Annotated in this window: 18 protein-coding genes; 14 read left to right on the forward strand and 4 right to left on the reverse strand. The window is 45.9% G+C overall.

What is annotated here, in order from left to right; all coding sequences use genetic code 11:
- Positions 1-62 precede the first annotated feature (62 nt).
- From NL646_RS10625 to NL646_RS10645, 5 genes are all read left to right on the forward strand, one after another.
- Complete coding sequence (locus NL646_RS10625) at positions 63-515, forward strand: SRPBCC domain-containing protein (protein ID WP_005462830.1); 453 nt, start codon at positions 63-65, stop codon at positions 513-515.
- A 139-nt stretch (positions 516-654) separates the two neighbouring features.
- Complete coding sequence (locus NL646_RS10630; protein ID WP_180757815.1) at positions 655-1,407, forward strand: phosphatase; 753 nt, start codon at positions 655-657, stop codon at positions 1,405-1,407.
- A 153-nt stretch (positions 1,408-1,560) separates the two neighbouring features.
- A complete protein-coding gene (locus NL646_RS10635) occupies positions 1,561-1,950 on the forward strand; it encodes a cytochrome b562 (protein ID WP_005462833.1) in 390 nt (129 codons plus the stop codon).
- A gap of 163 nt (positions 1,951-2,113) precedes the next feature.
- Entirely contained in the window at positions 2,114-2,473 is a 360-nt protein-coding gene (locus NL646_RS10640; protein WP_071936908.1) for a hypothetical protein, read from the forward strand.
- 149 nt (positions 2,474-2,622) lie between these two features.
- On the forward strand, positions 2,623-4,062 hold the full coding sequence (locus NL646_RS10645; protein WP_218756284.1) for a PepSY domain-containing protein: 1,440 nt from the start codon (positions 2,623-2,625) through the stop codon (positions 4,060-4,062).
- Between the two features lie 47 nt (positions 4,063-4,109).
- Here NL646_RS10645 and NL646_RS10650 read toward each other — a convergent pair whose 3' ends face one another.
- From NL646_RS10650 to NL646_RS10660, 3 genes are all read right to left on the reverse strand, one after another.
- The gene (locus NL646_RS10650; protein ID WP_023584531.1) at positions 4,110-4,493 is read right to left on the reverse strand and encodes a VOC family protein; all 384 of its coding nucleotides are present in this window, start codon (positions 4,491-4,493) and stop codon (positions 4,110-4,112) included.
- Positions 4,486-5,415: a LysR family transcriptional regulator gene (locus NL646_RS10655; protein WP_020841459.1), complete on the reverse strand. Its 930-nt coding sequence runs from the start codon at positions 5,413-5,415 to the stop codon at positions 4,486-4,488. Before NL646_RS10655 ends, NL646_RS10650 begins: the two co-directional genes overlap by 8 nt.
- Before the next feature lie 77 nt (positions 5,416-5,492).
- Positions 5,493-5,966, reverse strand: a complete 474-nt coding sequence (locus NL646_RS10660) for a hypothetical protein (RefSeq protein ID WP_024700201.1) — start codon at positions 5,964-5,966, stop codon at positions 5,493-5,495.
- A gap of 220 nt (positions 5,967-6,186) precedes the next feature.
- Here NL646_RS10660 and NL646_RS10665 point away from each other — a divergent pair, with 220 nt between their 5' ends.
- The 4 genes from NL646_RS10665 (at position 6,187) to NL646_RS10680 (ending at position 9,877) form a co-directional block, all read left to right on the forward strand.
- The gene (locus NL646_RS10665) at positions 6,187-6,870 is read left to right on the forward strand and encodes a spondin domain-containing protein (RefSeq protein ID WP_253664205.1); all 684 of its coding nucleotides are present in this window, start codon (positions 6,187-6,189) and stop codon (positions 6,868-6,870) included.
- A 9-nt stretch (positions 6,871-6,879) separates the two neighbouring features.
- Positions 6,880-7,575 (forward strand): spondin domain-containing protein, encoded by a 696-nt coding sequence (locus NL646_RS10670; protein WP_005499831.1) that lies wholly within the window; start codon positions 6,880-6,882, stop codon positions 7,573-7,575.
- A 172-nt stretch (positions 7,576-7,747) separates the two neighbouring features.
- On the forward strand, positions 7,748-8,479 hold the full coding sequence (locus NL646_RS10675) for a response regulator transcription factor (protein ID WP_253664206.1): 732 nt from the start codon (positions 7,748-7,750) through the stop codon (positions 8,477-8,479).
- 24 nt (positions 8,480-8,503) lie between these two features.
- A complete protein-coding gene (locus NL646_RS10680) occupies positions 8,504-9,877 on the forward strand; it encodes a sensor histidine kinase KdpD (RefSeq protein WP_140089062.1) in 1,374 nt (457 codons plus the stop codon).
- Positions 9,878-9,904: 27 nt separating this feature from the next.
- Here the strand turns inward: NL646_RS10680 and sodC are convergent, their stop codons facing one another.
- Entirely contained in the window at positions 9,905-10,420 is a 516-nt protein-coding gene (gene sodC, locus NL646_RS10685; protein ID WP_029795473.1) for a superoxide dismutase family protein, read from the reverse strand.
- Between the two features lie 545 nt (positions 10,421-10,965).
- Between sodC and NL646_RS10690 the strand changes: the two genes are divergently transcribed.
- The 5 genes from NL646_RS10690 (at position 10,966) to tdh (ending at position 18,292) form a co-directional block, all read left to right on the forward strand.
- Positions 10,966-12,372: an aminotransferase class V-fold PLP-dependent enzyme gene (locus NL646_RS10690; RefSeq protein WP_005478185.1), complete on the forward strand. Its 1,407-nt coding sequence runs from the start codon at positions 10,966-10,968 to the stop codon at positions 12,370-12,372.
- Positions 12,373-12,435: 63 nt separating this feature from the next.
- Positions 12,436-13,368, forward strand: coding sequence for a transporter substrate-binding domain-containing protein (locus NL646_RS10695; protein ID WP_005462861.1), 933 nt, complete (start codon positions 12,436-12,438; stop codon positions 13,366-13,368).
- Positions 13,365-15,689, forward strand: coding sequence for a bifunctional diguanylate cyclase/phosphodiesterase (locus NL646_RS10700; RefSeq protein WP_253664207.1), 2,325 nt, complete (start codon positions 13,365-13,367; stop codon positions 15,687-15,689). Before NL646_RS10695 ends, NL646_RS10700 begins: the two co-directional genes overlap by 4 nt.
- A gap of 212 nt (positions 15,690-15,901) precedes the next feature.
- Positions 15,902-17,095: a glycine C-acetyltransferase gene (locus NL646_RS10705; protein WP_253664208.1), complete on the forward strand. Its 1,194-nt coding sequence runs from the start codon at positions 15,902-15,904 to the stop codon at positions 17,093-17,095.
- A 165-nt stretch (positions 17,096-17,260) separates the two neighbouring features.
- Positions 17,261-18,292 carry an L-threonine 3-dehydrogenase gene (tdh, locus tag NL646_RS10710; RefSeq protein ID WP_005478141.1) on the forward strand — a complete coding sequence of 344 codons (1,032 nt, stop codon included), beginning with the start codon at positions 17,261-17,263 and terminating at the stop codon, positions 18,290-18,292.
- Positions 18,293-18,295 lie beyond the last annotated feature (3 nt).

Here is an 18,295-nt window from a genome sequence, read left to right on the forward strand (position 1 = left end):
CAAGCAAATTTGATTTTTCCTGAGAATAAACTAGCGTCAATGAAGGTTCAGGGAGAGAAAACATGCTTACATTAAACTATTACGTAGAAATAACCGCAACTCCGCAGCGCGTATGGAGAGTGCTGACGGATGCTGAGCTTTACAAGCGTTGGGCGCAGGCATTTTCACCTCAATCTCAATTCGAAGGGGAGTGGGAAGAGGGCAGCGACATCACCTTTTTTGATCCGGATATGGGCGGTACTCGCGCAGTGATTGATTCTGTGCAGCCACTGCATCGGCTAGAGTTTCATCATGTTGCCATCTTTAACCCCGACAATAGGCAACAGTTGGACGCCGATATCGCCGCCAAGTGGATTGGATCTCGTGAGATCTATCAGATCGACACAGAAGACGAACGCTTGTTGCTCAACATCACCATTCACACTCACAGTGACTTTGTATCGATGTTCAACAATGGGTGGGAAAAAGCGTTGCCATTGATTAAAAGTATTTGTGAGGAAACGGACTCGCAATAGCACTAAATATCGAGACGCACTTTTTCCATTTCTAGGCTGAGTAAGAGAGCGTTCACCGCCGCATTTTCGGTGTTCGCTACATCTTGACCGCACGAGGGTATACAATACCCGCAAATTTGAGCACTCAAGAGACTGGATGATGGAATTTAAGGTTGATACCCACACGCATACTTACGCGAGTGGTCATGCGTATAGTACGTTGATTGAAAACGCAAAGTCGGCAAAAGAGAACGGGTTAACCATGTTTTGCACGACGGACCATGCGGAGTCGATGCCGGGTGCGCCTCACTACTGGTTTTTCTCCAACCAAAAAATTCTGCCTCGTTTTCTTGAAGGTGTTGCCATCGTTCGCGGAGTGGAATCCAACATACTTAACATTGAAGGTGAAATTGATATTCCGCCAAGCGTCGATCGCAATTTGGATTGGGTTATTGCCAGTTTCCACGAGCCCGTTTTTCCACCTGCCAATAAAGAAGCACACACTGAAGCGCTGATAAATGTCGTCAAAAGCGGTCGCGTTGATGCTTTAGGGCATTTGGGGAACCCGAACTTCGACTTCGATTTTGAACAAGTGCTGAAGTGCGCTAAAGAGCACAATGTAGCGATAGAAATCAATAACACCACGCTCAAAGGCAACAGCCGTGTTGGCAGTGTGGAGCGTTGCCATGAAATTGCGCAAATCGGCAAAGCGTTAGATGTGTATTTTACTACGGGAAGCGATGCACACTTTTGTCATGATGTGGGCAATCTGGAGCTTGTCAGTGAGCTGATGGACAACCTTGATATTGATAGCAACAAAGTGATTACTCACTCTGCTAAGCAGTTTTTGTCATTTCTTGAACTGCGTGGCCGCTTGCCAATCGCAGAGTATGACGAGATTCGCAACGCATAAACTTGATTACATTTTAGGTATGCACCCTAGGTAAGATTGCTTTACACTGCCCCTCTTAAATACCCGAATATTCCTACAATGCGCATTAGCGTGGCGAGTTATTTGGGTAAACGAAGCCGACACAGAATTCGGCACTAAAATGGAGAAGTGAAAATGTTACGTCCTTTAGTTTTAGGGTGTGCGATTGCGTTTGGCTCAACATACGCGATGGCAGAAGCGGTTGATTTGAAGCAAAACATGAAGCAGATGAAGATGGAATTCAAACAGGCAGCAGAAGCGTCTGACGTGGAAACCATGAAATCAGCGATTGATAGCTTGCAAGCCATTGTAGAACAGTCAAAACGTGGTAATTACCCACCAGAAAAGTTTGATACTTACCTAGAAGGTTTCAACAAGCTGTCGGTAACGCTAGACAAAATCGAAGCGGATCTGGATGCAGGTAATTTGACAGAAGCAAAAGCGCAACTGCGTGAGATCGATAGCCTTCGTGAAGAGTACCACGACAAGCGTAATCCAAGCATTTGGAGCAAGCTGTTTGGTTAAGCAGCTCTTACGTGCATGAATGATTGAAAGAAAGCCCGCAAATTTGCGGGCTTTTTTGTCTCTGTCAACATAATGATTGTGAGGTAGTAATCACTTATTGATCCTCTTTTTGAGCTGAAACTCAGAATTGGCTACTCTGTGTGAAATTTGTTAAGTCACCGTTATGCGTAGATTAATTCCTTTTTATCGCTCCATGTTATTCGCTAGCGCCTTAAGTTGGGTGCTCGTGACACTGATGCCTGTTATCAATGCTCATGGTAACAGCATGGGCGTGTGGGCGACGCTTTGTACGCTAAACGGTTTCGAGCTGGTTCAGATAGAAGAGGGCGACAGCTCGGTGACGCACAAGGGCAAGCCGTGTCCATTTAGTCACTTTTCCACTTTCCACCAAGATTCACTTCCAACTACACCGATACTTTCACGACTGAGCTCGGTAATTTCTGAACGCTACACTTTTTTGGCTCTAAGTGTACGATTTGAAACGCCAGTTCCGCGCGCGCCGCCTGTGGTTTCTTTTTCATAATCAATAAAAACAATAAGTAAAGTCACACATACACTGCTCATTCAAGCAGTCGCATTCCCAAACCTGTCCAAGTTTCACCGCATAGAAAAGCATGTGGGGGAAGCATTTTGTCAGCGTTTTTGGCGTGCAAAAATGAAAAGGAAATAAACATGTTGAGAAACTCAACAAAGCCTCAACTCAAGGAAGCGTCGCGCGCAAAATCCATCTACTTTATGACGTGGCGATGGCATTTCTACGCAGGATTATTCGTTATCCCATTTATGCTCATGCTGTCCGTCACCGGACTGGTGATGCTGTTTGATGATGAGATTGAACTGGCTCGTTATGAGACTACGCTAAAAGTGGTGCCGCAAGAGCACAAAGTACCAGTGTCCGTCCAGTTAGAGTCGGTTAAGCAAGCCTATCCCGATTTCAGCGTTACTCAATTTGTGCCTGCCAAAACAGCGCATCTTGCCAGCCGGTTTTCAATTAAAGCGGAAGATGGACGTTCGCTCGTTGCTGCAGTCAATCCATACACGGGCGAGGTTCAAGGCACTATTGATCGCTCAGACAGCGTTTATGAGCTGATGAATAACATTCATGGCACCTTGCTAATTGGTGAGCTTGGCGATCGTTTAATCGAAATATCAGCCAGCTTAGGTATTTTACTGTTGGTGTCGGGCTTGTATCTCTGGCTTCCTCGCGACAACGCCAGTCGATCGGGCTTTTTGAAAATCCGTGTTGCCCAAGGTTCTCGTATTGTATTGCGCGATGTGCACGCTAACTTAGGTGGTGTGTTGTCCCTCGTTTTACTGTTTTTCCTGATTTCTGGTTTGTCTTGGGCTGGAATTTGGGGGGCAAAGATGGTTCAAGCTTGGAACACGTTTCCGACCTATTACACTTGGGGTGAAAAGCCAGAGTCGACATTGACGCATCAGGATCTTAACCACGGTTCGTCAGAAGAAATGCCTTGGAACTTAGAGCTTGCTGCCGTACCTGAATCGAAAGATAAACCCGCCCATGATCACGCGAACATGGAAAGGGGGGCGTCTTACACGGCGAGCCATCGCGCGTTATCGATTGACGACATTATTCTTAAAGCCGAAATGATGGGCTTTACCAGCTACAAAGTATTCTTGCCTCGTTCAGATAACGGTGTTTACACCGTTGCAGCCAACTCAATGGGAGGGGACATCTCTGACCCAAGACAAGATCGAACCAGCCATTTTGACCAATACTCAGGTCGTTTGCTGGTGGATGTGACTTGGCAGGATTACAGCTGGTTTGCCAAGTTAATGGCTGCGGGTGTCTCACTTCACCAAGGAGACGTAAGCATCATCAACAAGGCGTTGAATGTGCTGTTCTGTCTGGCATTTATTCTGATTGCTATTTCCGGAGTGGTGATGTGGTGGTTACGTCGACCAAGTCGCAGCGCATCGCTTGGAGCGCCGCCACAATTTCAACATGACGGAGTGTGGAAATTGGGGTTAGCCACATTGGTTGCCATTTGTGCCGCGTTCCCGATGGGCGGTTTAGCCATTGTGAGCGTTTTGCTGTTGGACTGGGTGGTGTTCAACCGTGTCGAGAAGCTAAAAGCAGCACTGAACTAAGGTGTCGTATTGGTATAAAACAAGAGTCAGCGAATTGCTGGCTCTTTTTACTTCTGATAAAGCTCCAATGGTAAGCCATCGGGATCTTGGAAGAACGTAAATGCTTTGCCCGTAAACTCATCAATGCGAATGGGTTCAACAGCGATGTGTTTGGATTCCAGATACGCTTTTACTTCTTCAACGTTGTCGACTTGAAACGCCAAATGTCGCAAGCCTTGCGCCTCCGGAAAGCTTGGTCGCTCCGGTGAGCCGGGAAAACTGAACAGCTCGATTTGGCTTCCGTCCGGCAACGCAAGGTCGAGTTTGTAGGAGTCTCGCGCTTCACGATAGTTTTCTGCGATGATTTGTAGCCCTAGCACTTCGGTGTAAAAACGCTTTGATGTTGGGTAATCACTGCAAATGATAGCGACGTGATGAATCGCATTAAACATGGTTGGGTTCCTTAGACACGAGATGTTCGTTTACAAAGTCGAGAAATACACGCAGACGTGCAGGCATGTATTTGGTTTGTGCGTACTGCATGGCGACCGCACCGTGGTAGTTACTTTTGATCATCCAATCGGACAACACTTCGACCACTTCTCCGCGCTCTAATGCCTCTTTCACCACGAAATCGTGGAAGATGCCAATCCCTAAACCGGCCTTGACGCCATTTAGGCGCATTTGCGAATGGTTGACCGCATACCGACCACTGACCGCGATGGAATGAAACGCCTCTTCTTTAAAAAACGACCAAATGTTGTCTTTGTCGTTTTCTGCTAGGTAAATACAGTCGTGCTGTTCAAGTTGCGTCGGATGTTCTGGCATGCCTCTTTGTGCGAGGTAGTCTGGCGACGCACACAAAACCAGATTGGTTTTGCTGATCTCTTTGAGCACCAAATTTTCATCCGGTTTATCGGTGAGTTTAAAGGCAACATCAATGCCCTGACGAAACAGGTCGATTTCCCCGTCGGCAGCGCGCAGCTTGAGCTGAATTTTTGGATAACGTTGCAAAAAAGGCAGCACGAACGGTTGCAAGACCGAGTTTAAAAACGCCTCTGGTGCCGCTACCGTGAGCGCGCCAGTTGGTTCGGCATGTTCTTCCGCAGATAGCTCAACGGCTTGCTGCGCGGCATTAACCATCGCAATGCTTTGGTCATACACTTTTTGCCCTGCTTGAGTAATGATCAGCTTGCGCGTGGTGCGTTCAAACAACTTCACGTTGAGGGCTTGCTCCAAACGGGTGATCAGTTTGCTTAACGCAGATGGGGTAACGCCAAGCTGTTTGGCTGCGGCAGTAAAACTGCCTTCGTTGACCACCAAAATAAAGGAGGCCAAATCGGGCAGTAGAGCAATGAGTTTTGGATTAACCATAAAGATTCCGTTCTAAGCGGCGTATTAAAAGTATTGTCTGGCAGGGCTTTACGAGGTGCAAGTGTGCCAGTCTCGCTTTAACGATATTTTGCCAAAAAGGCGTGAAGAATCGGCAACCCAGACTCGTTAGTATGATAACGCTGCCAACATTGATAAATGGCGGTTTCATGTTCTGCGACTAAATCAAATGCAGTTTGAAAATTGACAGCGTTTGAATTCTTCTCTATCGCGAGTGTTTGCCATTCTCGGTATGTCACTTCGTACGGCTCAACCCAATTGAGTAGCGTGGCAACCAGCTCGGACCAAGGTAAATCGATCCACTTTTCTGCATCGGAAAGACCTTTTTCCATCATTTCTTGATGACGGTTTTCTATCTCCAGTCCATGTGCTTGCAAAACAGGTTTGAGTTTTTCAGCGGTCAGTTTTTCCACGTCGACTAAAGTTTGCCAAAGCGCGCGTTGCTCTGCCTGTTTGTAGTTGTTGAGATAGTGACTGAAAAAGGCAATACCGTAGATTTCTCCATAGTATGCAGTAAGTAAATTGTTGAGCATTTTAATGTGCGTTTGGGGAACGGATGGACGCTATTTTATAACGGAATGAAAGAGATAAGAAGTTGTGAGAATTTTATGAGAATTCGATGAAGTTACCGAGATATTTGCTCGTCATGCTTAAAGACAAGAATGACAAACGTTCGAAAGCAATGCTGCTCAAGCCAACAAAAGACGATGTTCAAGGGCTTGGGTTTCACTCTCATAAAAGGATGGATTCACAATGAAAAAACGTACCCAACTTAGTCTTGTCATGACGTCTGTTGCTCTGGCGGTTGGCGCGGCATCAGCTCAAGCGGCGGAACTAGAAATTACGGTTACCAACGCAACCAAAGGCATTTACTTTACACCGCTTATCGTCGCGGCGCATGGCTCAGATCTACATATGTTTAAAGTCGGAGAATCCGCCACAGCAGAGCTTGAAGCGATGGCTGAAGGTGGGGATATTTCTGGATTATCGACCGTGATTGGCAACGCAGGCGGCGCAGTCGTAGAAAATCCTGCGGGCGGTATTCTCAATCCGGGCGCTGCGACCACGTTTATTTTGGATAGTGGCGATCACGGTTACCTCTCACTTAGCGCGATGTTATTGCCAACCAATGATGGTTTTGTCGGCTTAGACAGTTGGAAAATTCCAACCGAAGCGGGAACTTACAAAGCGACCTTGAACAGTTACGACGCAGGCACCGAAGCGAACGACGAGTTAGCGTCCAGCATTCCTAATCCTCCTTTTATTACCTTCGGTAGCGGTGGTACTGGCGTAGAAACGGAGGTGAGCAACGACAAGGTTCACATTCATCCGGGTAATTTGGGTGACAGCGATCCGGCTGGTGCCAAGAGTGATCTCGATAGCAGTCATCATCGTTGGTTAAACCCAGTAGCAACCATCACAATTGTTGTGAAATAAGGAGGAGGTATGAAATACAAAATCTTACTGGTAGCGGCCTCTGTCGGAGTGCTCGCTGGTTGTCCGAATGATGACGATAATGATGTCGCGAAGTCATACCGATATACGGTGAATGTCGAGAACTTAACGGCGAATCAACCGATGTCTCCATTGGCAGTGCTGACTCACAATAGCAATTTTCAGCTATTCGAAATTGGTCAAAGTGCGTCGGTTGAGTTAGAACACTTAGCCGAGGGTGGCAGCAATGCCGAGCTGATTGCTCTGATGAACAGTGACGACAACGTCTACCAAGGTGTCTCTGGTAACGGTTTACTGCTGCCGGGCTCATCGGACGAAGTCACCATCACAGTCAATCCTCATCGTTATGGTTATTTGTCGCTGGCTTCGATGCTCGTGAACACTAATGATGCCTTTGTTGGCGAAACGGGATTATCGCTCAAGTCACTCGCAGTGGGTGAGAGTTACGAGATGAACATGAACGTGTGGGATTCTGGCACAGAGCTTAATGATGAATTAGCAGCCACGATTCCCGGCCCTGCGGGTGGCGGAGAAGGATTTAACTCAACCCGAAATGATATGAATGATGCGGTCGCGTTTCACGCTGGCGTCATCAGCCATGATGATGGACTGGCGGATTCAACCTTGTCGGCAAACCATCGTTTTCTAAATCCTGGAGCGAAGGTCACGATCACGCGCGTTGAATAACTCACCTGCTCTGGTGGCGGATCCTTTCCTAAAAGTGTTTGTTCGTGCTTTTATCCCTCATTCCACCACCAGAGCACTTTCTGACCTTGTGGGAAGCTGACCTTGTTGAAAGAAATACGGCTTCGTCCCGGTCATTTGCAGAATGAGGCGTCTCCCAGACAAGGAAAGGATCATGGAACGGCATACAACCAACGTGGTGGCGAACATATTGTTGATTGAAGACGATGATGACTTGGCCGAACTGGTTCAAATGCATCTCAAATTTCAGGGGCATCAAGTCAGTCGAGAATCCAGCGTTGCAGCGAGTAGAAATACTTATCAGCAGCAGTCGTTTGATTTGGTGATCCTCGACAGAGGTTTACCCGATGGTGATGGTTTAGATATCTGTCATCACTTGCGCCAGCAGCAAGATTGGACGCCGGTTTTGGTGTTGACCGCAAGAGACGGTGAGATGGATAAAGTGGATGGGTTGGAAGCTGACGTCGATGATTACATTACAAAGCCGTTTAGTGTTTTAGAGTTTCAAGCTCGGGTGAGAAATGTACTTCGGCGCGTTAATCAAGTCGCTGAAAAGCCGACTCCAGAAAAAGCAGAAGATGGGGCACTTAACTTTGGTGACTTGAAGATCATTCCCCAATTGCATCAGGTTTCGCTCAACGATAAAGACGTCGCGCTGACGGCAACCGAGTTTACCTTACTACAGTTTCTCGCCACTCGTCCCGGTCGAGTCTACAGTAAGGACGAGCTGTTGGATCATGTCTGGAACACCAATCATGCAGGGTATCATCACACGGTTTGTAGCACCATCAATCGCTTGCGCAGCAAGCTGTCGTTGTCGGACTCAGAGCATCATTTTATTCAAACGGTTTGGGGTGTTGGGTACAAATTTCAGCCGCGCCCATAATAGGCGGTGTGAGGAGGCGATAGGATGAGCTTCAAATCTCGTTTGGTGGTATTCACCACGGTTTGGTTTTGTTTGGCGATGGCGGCCATTGCGCTGACGTACAATTGGCAAAAAGAGACCATTGAGCTTCGCACCAAGCAAAGCTTACATCAAGATCTAGCCAGTCACATGCGGGATGATAATCCGCTCATGATTGGTACGGACTACAATCCCAAAGCGCTTAAGTCGATTTTCCACACCCTCATGTTGATAGGACCGGATTTCGAAATCTATTTTCTTGATAGCCAAGGCAACATTACTACGCACGCTGCGCCAGAAGGGACGGAATTGATGGGCGCGGTGAATCTGGCTCCTATTCGTCAGTTTCTCAGTGGTGAACCTTTCCCGATTCTAGGCGATGACCCGCGTAATCGTGATGAACATAAAGTCTTTTCTGTCGCAGCGATAGAGGAGCTTGGCTCAACCATTGGTTATTTGTACGTGGTGATCGGGAGTTCTCGTCATACGGCCATTGCCAACGCTCAAGTGGATTCGCCGTACTTGGCGCTTGCGGGTTTAGTGCTCATTTCGATTTTAGGTTTCGCTTTTGGCTCATATTTCTTGGTTAAGCGCAGCTTGTTAAACCCGATTGAACGTGTGACCGATCAACTGCAAAAACAAGCCGAACACGACTTTCGCCTACAACCGGATTTTGCACATCAAGTGCCGGAGCTGGTGCCGATTGCTCGTTCTTATCAATTGATGGCAAAACACATCCAGCAGCAATTTTTACAACTTGAATATCAATCCTCTCATCGCCGCCAAAGTCTTTTGCAATTGAGCCACGATTTAAAAACGCCGCTTTCGAGTGTGCTTGGGTATTTGGAAACTTGGCGTTTGCAGCATCCTGACCCCGATCCGCTCATTGAAGTGGCGTTTCGCAACAGTGAAAAACTCTCCCAGCAATTGCACGCTCTGTTGGATGTGGCAAAACAAGAAGCTCCGCTGCCGAGCTATGAGTATCTTCCGATTGATATTAGCCAACTAATGGCAGAATGCGCCGAAACCATGCAAAGCCAGTTTCAACGTAAAGGCGTGACGTTGAACATTACCGTAGATGAGCCACTCCAAGCGATAGGGGATAGGGGATTATTAGAACGATTGATATTGAATTTATTGGAAAATGCACTTCGGCATAGTCCGTCGGATGCGACCGTGAGTTGCGATGTAAAACGGAGCGATAATACATCTCAAGTTCGTTTTACTTTTTCCAACCAAATAGAGCTGAATGCGCAAGCTGGCGCGCTAGGCATTGGTACTAAAATTGTTCAGTCCATTTTAATGCTGCATCACAGTCATCTTGAAACCGATGCGGCATCGCATCGGTTTACACAACGATTCACACTTCCTGCCGCATGAGGAAGTGTGAATCAGACAGATCATGATTTAGTCGATCACGCCACACACAATGCGCGCACCGCCGCCACCTAATTTGGCTGGTTGATCCGAGTGATTGTCCCCACCAGCATGAATCATCAAGGCTCTGCCTTTTAAATCCGACATTTTGAGGCGCGGAGCTAAAACCGGTTGGTTGGCGTTTCCTTCCATGTCGGCGTACAACGCTGGCAGATCGCCAAGATGGTTGCCATCGGTCCATGGAAAACCATGTTGGCCAGTATTGTCTGGGTCGTAATGGCCGCCCGCACCGCCACCTACTACGGTTTTACCGTCCTTTTCTGCACTGTCACAGGATGGGTTAGCGTGGACGTGAAAACCATGTAGTCCGGCAGGAATTCCTGACAGATTCGGCGTGAATACAATTCCGTAGTCACTCTCTGATAATTCCACCGTACCGACGGCTTGGTTAGTACCCAAATCGGTCATGGTGATTGATTGGGCCAACGCGTTTGGTGTCATCACGAAAGCAGCCGCCGCTGACATGCACAGCAATCCTTTTAACATGCGATTTCCTTCTTTATAAAGTATTCATTTGAGCGTATATCCAAGTGGTTTGTTCTCGCAGCTAAGAGTTAGACCGTACATTTGTTTGAACTACTTTAGATCTCGCTATATATGGTCTAAAAATTAACTGTTCATTTAAACATCAAGCCATTTTATGAAACTTAACATATTGAGATTACTTGGTTATAAAAAGAATAGTCGCAGTTGAACAAATATGACGCTGAATTTTCTAATTAATACAAAGTTAAATTTTTAATGAATTTATAACAAAGCTCACTGTTTGTTTATAGATAAAACTATTATTAAGCGTTTATCATAAAAATAGTCAATTTAATGAATATTTTAATATGTATTCAGTTGTTTATTGGTTGGAAGCGAAACTGTTGCTTATGTCATCAAATAAGCTAAAAAAGTGGAACTAAAGTCACTTAATAGCAGAGTAAAAAATTAAAGTCTGGTTTGAATAGGTAATAATGTTTTAGTAACAGATAGTTACGCGTTTAAAAATTAATAATATGGCTAATTTCCGACAAGGATCGAAAAAAATGAGCGACAAGGATTCTATTCAGACTAATCGCAGCCGACGTAATTTTCTTAAAGGCGCAACGGGTGCCGTTGTAGCTGGTGTTGGTGCTTCTGCTTTTTCAGGTGTAGCACAAGCTCGAGAACAGAAAATTGATTGGAGCAGCCGCGGGCTAGGTAGAAAGCACGATAAGCGTTTTTGGCGTAAAGTGCAAAAGCAGTTCGTTTTGGATAAACGAACGACTTACATGAACATTGGTACAACAGGCTCAATGCCGAAACATGTTCTTGAAGGCTATGAAGACAACAACAAATTAGTGGCGAAGTTCCCGTGGGACATGAAAGGTAAGTTTGGTAAGTTCCCTTACGTTTCAGACATGATCGCAGAGATTGCACCAGGTTTTGGCGCAAATGCTGACGAAATCATCCTAAGCCGCAACACGACTGACGGTCTATGTTCGATCATTAATGGTCTGCATTTCGAGCCGGGAGACGTGATTCTTACTACACACCACGAACACATTGCAGCGACATCTCCGCTGAATGTTGTAAAACACCGCTTTGGTGTAGAAGTCGTGGAAATTCAGTTACCAGTGTTTACAGGTACTGAAGACGTTTCTGAAGCAGACTACATTCAAGCATTCCGTGACGCTATTGAAGCGCACCACAATGTTCGCCTGATTGTGTTCTCTCACATCACATACAAAACCGGTACTGCGCTGCCAGCAAAGGCAATTTGTTCTCTTGCAAAAGAGCACCAAATTCCAACGTTAGTGGATGGTGCTCACACGGTGGGTATGTTCGATCTTGACCTACATGATCTGGATTGTGATTTCTACTCTGGTTCTGGCCATAAATGGCAGTGTGGCCCGGGCGCAACAGGCATTTTATACGTGCGCGACAACGGTAATCGTTTGAACGAATACTGGAGCGACCGTGAAAATCCATTGTGGTTGATAAACTCGTCGCTTTCTCATGCGGATTACTTAGGTAAGCAAATCCAAATGCAGTACATTGGTAACGACAACTACCCAGCTAAACAAGCTCTGGCTGATAGCTGTAAAATGTGGGATGAGATTGGTCGTGACCGAATCCAAGACCGCATTCTAACGTTGAGTGACCAATGTAAAACCTCACTCCAAGACGTGCTGCCACATGCGAAAATGTTCTCGCCAAATGTGGAAGGGCTGACGAGTGGATTAACGACGTTCAACCCATTTTATGATGTGACGAACGAAGAAATCCTGACTGAGTTCCGTGACCGTCTACGTGAAGAATATGGCTACATCATCCGTACAACGAACTTCAAGCTGTACAAAGATGATGGACACGACACGTACGCGCTTCGTATCTCTACACACTTGTTCCATGATGAGCGAGATGTAGAAGGATTGGTCGAAGCGATTGCTGATCTGTACTACTCGTTCTAACGTCGTTGTTTATCACTCAAGCGCCCATTTATGGGCGCTTTGTTGAAGGGAAGGATATACACAATGTCAGTCAAAACACTTAAACGAACCATCACTGCAGTGGCGATTTTGGCCGCGTCCGTGATGTCTTCTTCGGCTTGGTCTAATGACCTTAAAGAAATCCGTGAACGTGGTGTGCTTCGTCATATCGGTGTGCCTTATGCCAACTTTGTTTCTTACATCGAGCAAGGTGAAATGCACACGCTGACAGGATTAGATGTCGATATCGTAAAAGGATTTGCGAGCTCGTTAGGTGTGCGATATGAGTACGTACCGGCTCAGTGGAGTGACATGGTCGGTAAGCTGACAGGTCAAGATGTTCAATACCGACACAACCGCGCAGTCGTGGGTGGCAGTGTGCCAATTGAGGGTGATCTGATCGCCAATGGCGTGACGATTTTGGATTGGCGGGAAGAGGTATTGGACTTTTCTCAGGACTACTTCCCATCGGCGGTATGGCTTGTTTCTCGTACCGATTCAAGTTTAAGTCCAATTAAGCCAAGTGGCTCGATCGACGAAGACGTCAAGACAGTGAAAGAGTTGATCGATGGACGAGAAGTGTTGGCGCTAGAGCATTCGTGCCTAGACCCAAACCTTTACGACTTGTACGACACGGGTGCCAAAGTGATTTTGCCCGATGGCAAACGACTCCTAAACGAAATGGTACCTGCCATCATGAAAAATGATGCTGAAAGTACCTTATTGGATGTAGCAGACACATTAATTGCTTTAGAAAAATGGCCGGGAGAAATAAAAGTTATTGGCCCTGTTTCTGAAAATCAAAAAATGGCTGTTGCGTTCCGTAAAAATTCACCGGAATTACGCGAAGCGTTTGATCGTTATTTAGATTCTATTAAAAAAGATGGGACGTATGAAAAGCTCGTTAAAAAATACTACCCGTCCATTTACTACTTTTATAACGATTACTTCTTAGAAGATAGTAAGAAAATTCGATGAAAAAGGCTGTTAAAAAAATATCCAGTAAAAAGATAATAACGATAAGTGCAATAATCGTTTCTATTTATTTAGCGATACTTATTGTTGTTACAAGTCTTGGACAGAATAAATTAAAAGACTCTCAATATAGAGAGCTGGATTTAAAAGTAAAAAGCTATGCAAGCACACTAGACAACTTATTTACTATCGCAAGTGAAGACGTAGATAATTTATCGAGTGACAAAACCGTTCAAACATTTTTTGCAAACTTAGCATCTGGTATGTCGATGGAATATGGCCTAGGTGCAAGTTTAATCAACTTAAAGCGTAGATTTGATGAGAAGATTGACGGCAAGTTGATCAACAGTAGCAACATCTACAACAAGTTAACGCTGGTGGGCAGTGACGGAACAACCATCGTCACGACTGGCCCAAAAGATCTCAAGCCAATGGATATTCATGATTTGATGACCCAACACGGGCATCCGGAAGAAGTTTGTGCCACTCGTGATGGTGACAACATTCGGATTCAAGTGATTAAGCAAGTCAAATTTTCTGGGAAACCAGTGGCTTTTTTAATTGCGGACATCAATAAAGATATTGTTATTGAGCAATTAACCAATCAAGAGCACGAAGACAGCTACAGTCGCATGGTGCTAAAAATAAAAGATGTTGAAATGGTGGTGTGGGATTCCATCACTAAAAATTCAACCACTAATGCAGATGAGAATCATTTTCTTTCTAAAGTTTTGGATGGAAAAATATATTTCGAAGTGCCAGTGGAACAACATCACTTTAAATTGATGGCATGGTTTGAACCGCTCAACGAGCGAGATATTTTTACTTCTCGACTCTTTATTGTTGGGCTAAGTATTCTCGCCGTGATGATTGTTATTGCGCTGTGTTATGCATTTGTCGCAAACAATAATAAATTGGAATTAAAGATTAAGCTTGAGGAAGAGAAAAAGCGTAAAGATATTCTTTCTCAACAAAACCACAAACTCACCAAAGAAATAGAGCGCCGAAAAGCATCGGAGAAAGAGCTCGCATTCCAAGCCAAATACGACACCTTAACAGAATTGCCAAATCGCAGTTATGGCTCAGAACGATTGGCGCTGGAACTTATCCGTGCATCTCGCACGGGTTCAAAAGTATTGGTGATGTTTATTGATTTGGACCACTTCAAACAGATCAACGATTCTATGGGCCATTTTGTCGGGGATGAAATTCTCAAACTCAGTGCTCAGCGTCTTCAAAACGTCGCGAGAAAAACCGATTTGCTCGCGAGAATCGGTGGGGATGAGTTCCTGTTGGTGATTCCAGATTTACCAGATAACGATACCGCGAAGCGCGTTGCTTCGAGTGTGTTATCGGCCTTTAGTGAACCGTTTGTTTGGAATAATCACGAGTTTTTCCTGACAGGCAGTGTCGGCATGTCGGTTTTCCCAGACGACGGTGATAACGCCGAGCAGCTGTTGGCGTGTGCCGATATGGCGATGTACCGCGTGAAGCAAGATGGCCGCGATGCGTTCTGCTTCTACAACCACAACATGAACCAAGATCTACAGCGTTACTTGGATCTAGAAAGTCGTTTGCGTAATGCGATTTCGAACCAACTGCTCGAAATGTACTATCAGCCAATCATCGAACTGAAAAGCGGTAAAATTGTTGGCGCAGAAGCATTGATGCGTTGGAACGATGAGAAGTTTGGTTTCGTCAATCCAGAAGAGTTCATCTCGATTGCAGAGAAAAATGGGTTGATTCATCAACTTGGCGAGTTCGCCATTCAGCAAGCGTGTTATCAAGCAGCACAGTGGCAATCCATTTCGCCGTTGTTTGTATCGGTGAACTTCTCTAGCGTTCAATTCCGCTATTGTGATCGCTTATTGGCGTTCATCAGGCAAAGCTTAGAAGAATCGGGTTTGCCTGCTGAGCAATTTGATGTCGAGGTAACCGAAAGCTTGTTGTTTAACCATGATGATGAGTTGGTGGACATGCTGGATAACCTACGTGCGCTCGGTACCAAGCTGACGATTGACGACTTCGGTACGGGCTATTCTGCACTGAGTTACTTGCAGAAGTTCCCGTTTGACCGTCTGAAAATCGACCGCAGTTTTATGCAAAACGTGTTTGAGAACGACTCTGATCGTGAACTGGTCAACGTGATCATTGCTATGGCCAAAGCCTTGCGTCTTAAAATGGTCGCAGAAGGTATCGAAGAGCAGCGCCATGTGGATTATCTCAACGAGCTAAACTGTGAGTTCGGCCAAGGTTTCCACTATAGCCGCCCTGTGCCAGCGAAGGAGTTTGAGCAACTTCTAAACCAACCTACTTGGTCATAACTCCTTTCAATACAACCTCATAGAAAAGCATTGATGTTATTTGTTCCTCGAATTCATTAATGCTTTTCCACCTTGAGGGATAATCGTTTTCCTTTCCTTGTTTTACACTACAATTAATTGATAGCTGATGGCCTGTGACGCCCGTCACGTAAAGGCTAAACCAAATTCGAAACGAGTGAAAACTCGTCAAAACAACCAGGAAGGAATTGCGAATGTCTTCTGCATTTTACCAACAGATTCAACAGCAAATTGAAGAAGTGAAGGCTGAAGGTCTTTACAAAGCAGAGCGTATCATTACCTCTCAACAGCAAGCCGCTGTTAAAATCTCGACAGGTGAAGAAGTACTGAACTTTTGTGCGAACAACTACCTAGGCCTAGCAAACCATCCAGCGCTTATCGAAGCGGGTAAAGCTGGCATGGATGAGCACGGCTTCGGCATGGCATCAGTACGTTTTATCTGCGGTACTCAAGACATCCACAAAGAGTTAGAACAAAAGCTTTCTAAATTCCTCGGTAAAGAAGATACGATTCTTTACACCTCTTGCTTTGATGCAAACGCAGGTCTGTTCGAAACCATTCTTGGTAAAGAAGATGCGATCATTTCTGATGCACTGAACCACGCATCAATCATTGACGGTGTTCGTCTATGTAAAGCAATGCGCTTCCGTTACTCAAACAACAACATGGAAGAGCTAGAGCAACAACTGATCGCAGCGGAAGAAGCAGGTGCTCGCCACATTCTTATCGTAACGGACGGTGTGTTCTCTATGGACGGCGTGGTGGCTAACCTTCCGGCTATTTGTGACCTAGCTGAAAAATACGGTGCATTGACCATGGTTGATGACTCTCACGCGGTTGGCTTCATGGGTAAAACGGGTGCAGGTACGCACGAGTACCACAATGTGGTTGACCGTATCGACATCATCACTGGTACGCTAGGTAAAGCAATGGGTGGCGCTTCTGGCGGCTACACATCTGGTAAAGCGGAAGTGATTGACTGGCTACGTCAGCGCTCTCGTCCATACCTATTCTCTAACTCTGTTGCACCAGCAATCGTAAACGCTTCTATCCGCGTTCTAGATCTACTAGAAGAAAGCGGCGACCTACGTGACCGTCTATGGGAAAACGCAGCGCATTTCCGTGCTCGTATGGAAGCAGCAGGCTTCACAATGGGCGGCGCAGACCATGCGATCATTCCAATCATGCTGGGCGATGCAAAAGTTGCAGCGGAGTTCGCTGAGCGTGCTTTAGAAAAAGGCATCTACGTAATCGGCTTCTCATTCCCTGTAGTACCAAAAGGCCAAGCGCGCATCCGTACTCAAATGTCAGCAGCGCACACTCGTGAGCAGCTAGATCGTGCGATCGATGCGTTCATCCAAGTTGGTAAAGACATGGGCATTATCTAAGTTCGATATCTCTCATGTTGATGCGGTTTGATGACAAAGGCTTGCCCAAATCTCCGTTGGAGCAGGCTCATTGGGTTAAGCCTTTTATCCCGCATTGTTGAGTGATGATGAACCTTATAGAGATTTTTTGTTTCGCACTGAGCGGGGCAATATTTGGTGAATACTATGAAAATTAAAGCACTATCAAAGCTAAAGCCTGAACAAGGCATTTGGATGACCGAAGTAGACAAACCTGAGGTTGGCCATAACGACATTCTGATCAAAATTAAGAAAACTGCGATTTGTGGTACAGACGTACACATTTACAACTGGGACGAATGGTCACAAAAAACCATTCCAGTACCTATGGTTGTCGGTCACGAATACGTGGGTGAAGTGGTCGCGATTGGTCAGGAAGTTCGTGGCTTTGAAATCGGTGACCGCGTATCTGGCGAAGGTCACATCACGTGTGGTCACTGTCGTAACTGTCGTGGCGGTCGTACTCACTTATGCCGTAACACTATCGGTGTGGGTGTAAACCGTGAAGGCGCATTTGCAGAATACTTGGTTATCCCAGCGTTCAACGCGTTCAAGATCCCAGACGAGATCTCTGACGATCTAGCGTCTATCTTTGACCCGTTTGGTAACGCGGTACACACTGCGCTTTCTTTCGACCTTGTGGGTGAGGACGTGCTGATCACAGGTGCTGGCCCAATCGGTATTATGGCTGCTGCAGTTGCAAAACACGTTGGTGCTCGTCATGTGGTTATCACAGACGTAAACGAATACCGTCTAGAGCTTGCTCGTAAAATGGGCGTAACACGTGCAGTAAACGTGGCTGAAGAGAAGCTTGAAGATGTAATGGCTGAACTAGGCATGACAGAAGGCTTCGACGTAGGTCTTGAAATGTCGGGTAATCCAGCAGCATTCAACTCAATGCTAACAACAATGAACCACGGTGGTCGTATCGCTCTGTTGGGTATTCCGCCATCAGACATGGGTATCGACTGGAACCAAGTGATCTTCAAAGGTCTGGTTATCAAAGGCATTTACGGCCGTGAAATGTTCGAAACGTGGTACAAGATGGCTTCACTGATTCAATCTGGTTTGGATCTATCGCCAATCATCACGCACCACTACAAGATTGATGATTTCCAAGAAGGCTTTGACGTTATGCGCTCTGGCATGTCGGGCAAAGTTATTCTTGATTGGGAATAGTCA

Origin of the sequence: Vibrio sp. Y20_XG_PY13 (assembly GCF_024181925.1) — a bacterium.
Taxonomy (GTDB): domain Bacteria; phylum Pseudomonadota; class Gammaproteobacteria; order Enterobacterales; family Vibrionaceae; genus Vibrio; species Vibrio parahaemolyticus.

Coding starts and splice junctions, on each gene's coding strand:
- NL646_RS10650 (WP_023584531.1), bottom strand. CDS start 4,493: ATGTTTAATGCGATTCATCACGTCGCTATCATTTGCAGTGATTACCCA.
- NL646_RS10635 (WP_005462833.1), top strand. CDS start 1,561: ATGTTACGTCCTTTAGTTTTAGGGTGTGCGATTGCGTTTGGCTCAACA.
- NL646_RS10670 (WP_005499831.1), top strand. CDS start 6,880: ATGAAATACAAAATCTTACTGGTAGCGGCCTCTGTCGGAGTGCTCGCT.
- NL646_RS10655 (WP_020841459.1), bottom strand. CDS start 5,415: ATGGTTAATCCAAAACTCATTGCTCTACTGCCCGATTTGGCCTCCTTT.
- NL646_RS10680 (WP_140089062.1), top strand. CDS start 8,504: ATGAGCTTCAAATCTCGTTTGGTGGTATTCACCACGGTTTGGTTTTGT.
- NL646_RS10640 (WP_071936908.1), top strand. CDS start 2,114: ATGCGTAGATTAATTCCTTTTTATCGCTCCATGTTATTCGCTAGCGCC.
- tdh (WP_005478141.1), top strand. CDS start 17,261: ATGAAAATTAAAGCACTATCAAAGCTAAAGCCTGAACAAGGCATTTGG.
- sodC (WP_029795473.1), bottom strand. CDS start 10,420: ATGTTAAAAGGATTGCTGTGCATGTCAGCGGCGGCTGCTTTCGTGATG.
- NL646_RS10660 (WP_024700201.1), bottom strand. CDS start 5,966: ATGCTCAACAATTTACTTACTGCATACTATGGAGAAATCTACGGTATT.
- NL646_RS10695 (WP_005462861.1), top strand. CDS start 12,436: ATGTCAGTCAAAACACTTAAACGAACCATCACTGCAGTGGCGATTTTG.
- NL646_RS10630 (WP_180757815.1), top strand. CDS start 655: ATGGAATTTAAGGTTGATACCCACACGCATACTTACGCGAGTGGTCAT.
- NL646_RS10690 (WP_005478185.1), top strand. CDS start 10,966: ATGAGCGACAAGGATTCTATTCAGACTAATCGCAGCCGACGTAATTTT.
- NL646_RS10700 (WP_253664207.1), top strand. CDS start 13,365: ATGAAAAAGGCTGTTAAAAAAATATCCAGTAAAAAGATAATAACGATA.
- NL646_RS10675 (WP_253664206.1), top strand. CDS start 7,748: ATGGAACGGCATACAACCAACGTGGTGGCGAACATATTGTTGATTGAA.
- NL646_RS10665 (WP_253664205.1), top strand. CDS start 6,187: ATGAAAAAACGTACCCAACTTAGTCTTGTCATGACGTCTGTTGCTCTG.
- NL646_RS10705 (WP_253664208.1), top strand. CDS start 15,902: ATGTCTTCTGCATTTTACCAACAGATTCAACAGCAAATTGAAGAAGTG.
- NL646_RS10645 (WP_218756284.1), top strand. CDS start 2,623: ATGTTGAGAAACTCAACAAAGCCTCAACTCAAGGAAGCGTCGCGCGCA.
- NL646_RS10625 (WP_005462830.1), top strand. CDS start 63: ATGCTTACATTAAACTATTACGTAGAAATAACCGCAACTCCGCAGCGC.